The following is a 243-nucleotide window of genomic DNA, read 5'->3' on the forward strand; positions in this document are numbered from 1 at the left end:
TCCAATAAAGATTTGAACTCCAGCTTGCGGAACATAGCCGCCAGAGCTTGTCCGTCGAAGCCGTCATAGCGGAACGTGTTCCACTCCGTTTCCATCGGCACTTCGCGGAAAATCGTGGCGAGCTCTTTGCTCATCAGCGCGTCTTTGGCGTGCTCTTCAACCTTCTCTTTCATTTTGCCTTTGAGGCTCGCCGTATTGGCTAACACTTCTTCTACCGTTCCAAACTCGTGAAGCATTTTGAGC

Annotated in this window: 1 protein-coding gene; it reads right to left on the reverse strand. The window is 51.0% G+C overall.

Going from position 1 to position 243, the window contains the following annotated elements; genetic code table 11:
* The coding region (locus KVT27_RS25845; RefSeq protein WP_217582301.1) for a 5'-3' exonuclease H3TH domain-containing protein at positions 1–243 on the reverse strand (243 nt) is incomplete at both ends.

Origin of the sequence: Lysinibacillus sp. GbtcB16, assembly GCF_019091145.1 — a bacterium.
Taxonomy (GTDB): Bacteria; Bacillota; Bacilli; order Bacillales_A; family Planococcaceae; genus Lysinibacillus; species Lysinibacillus fusiformis.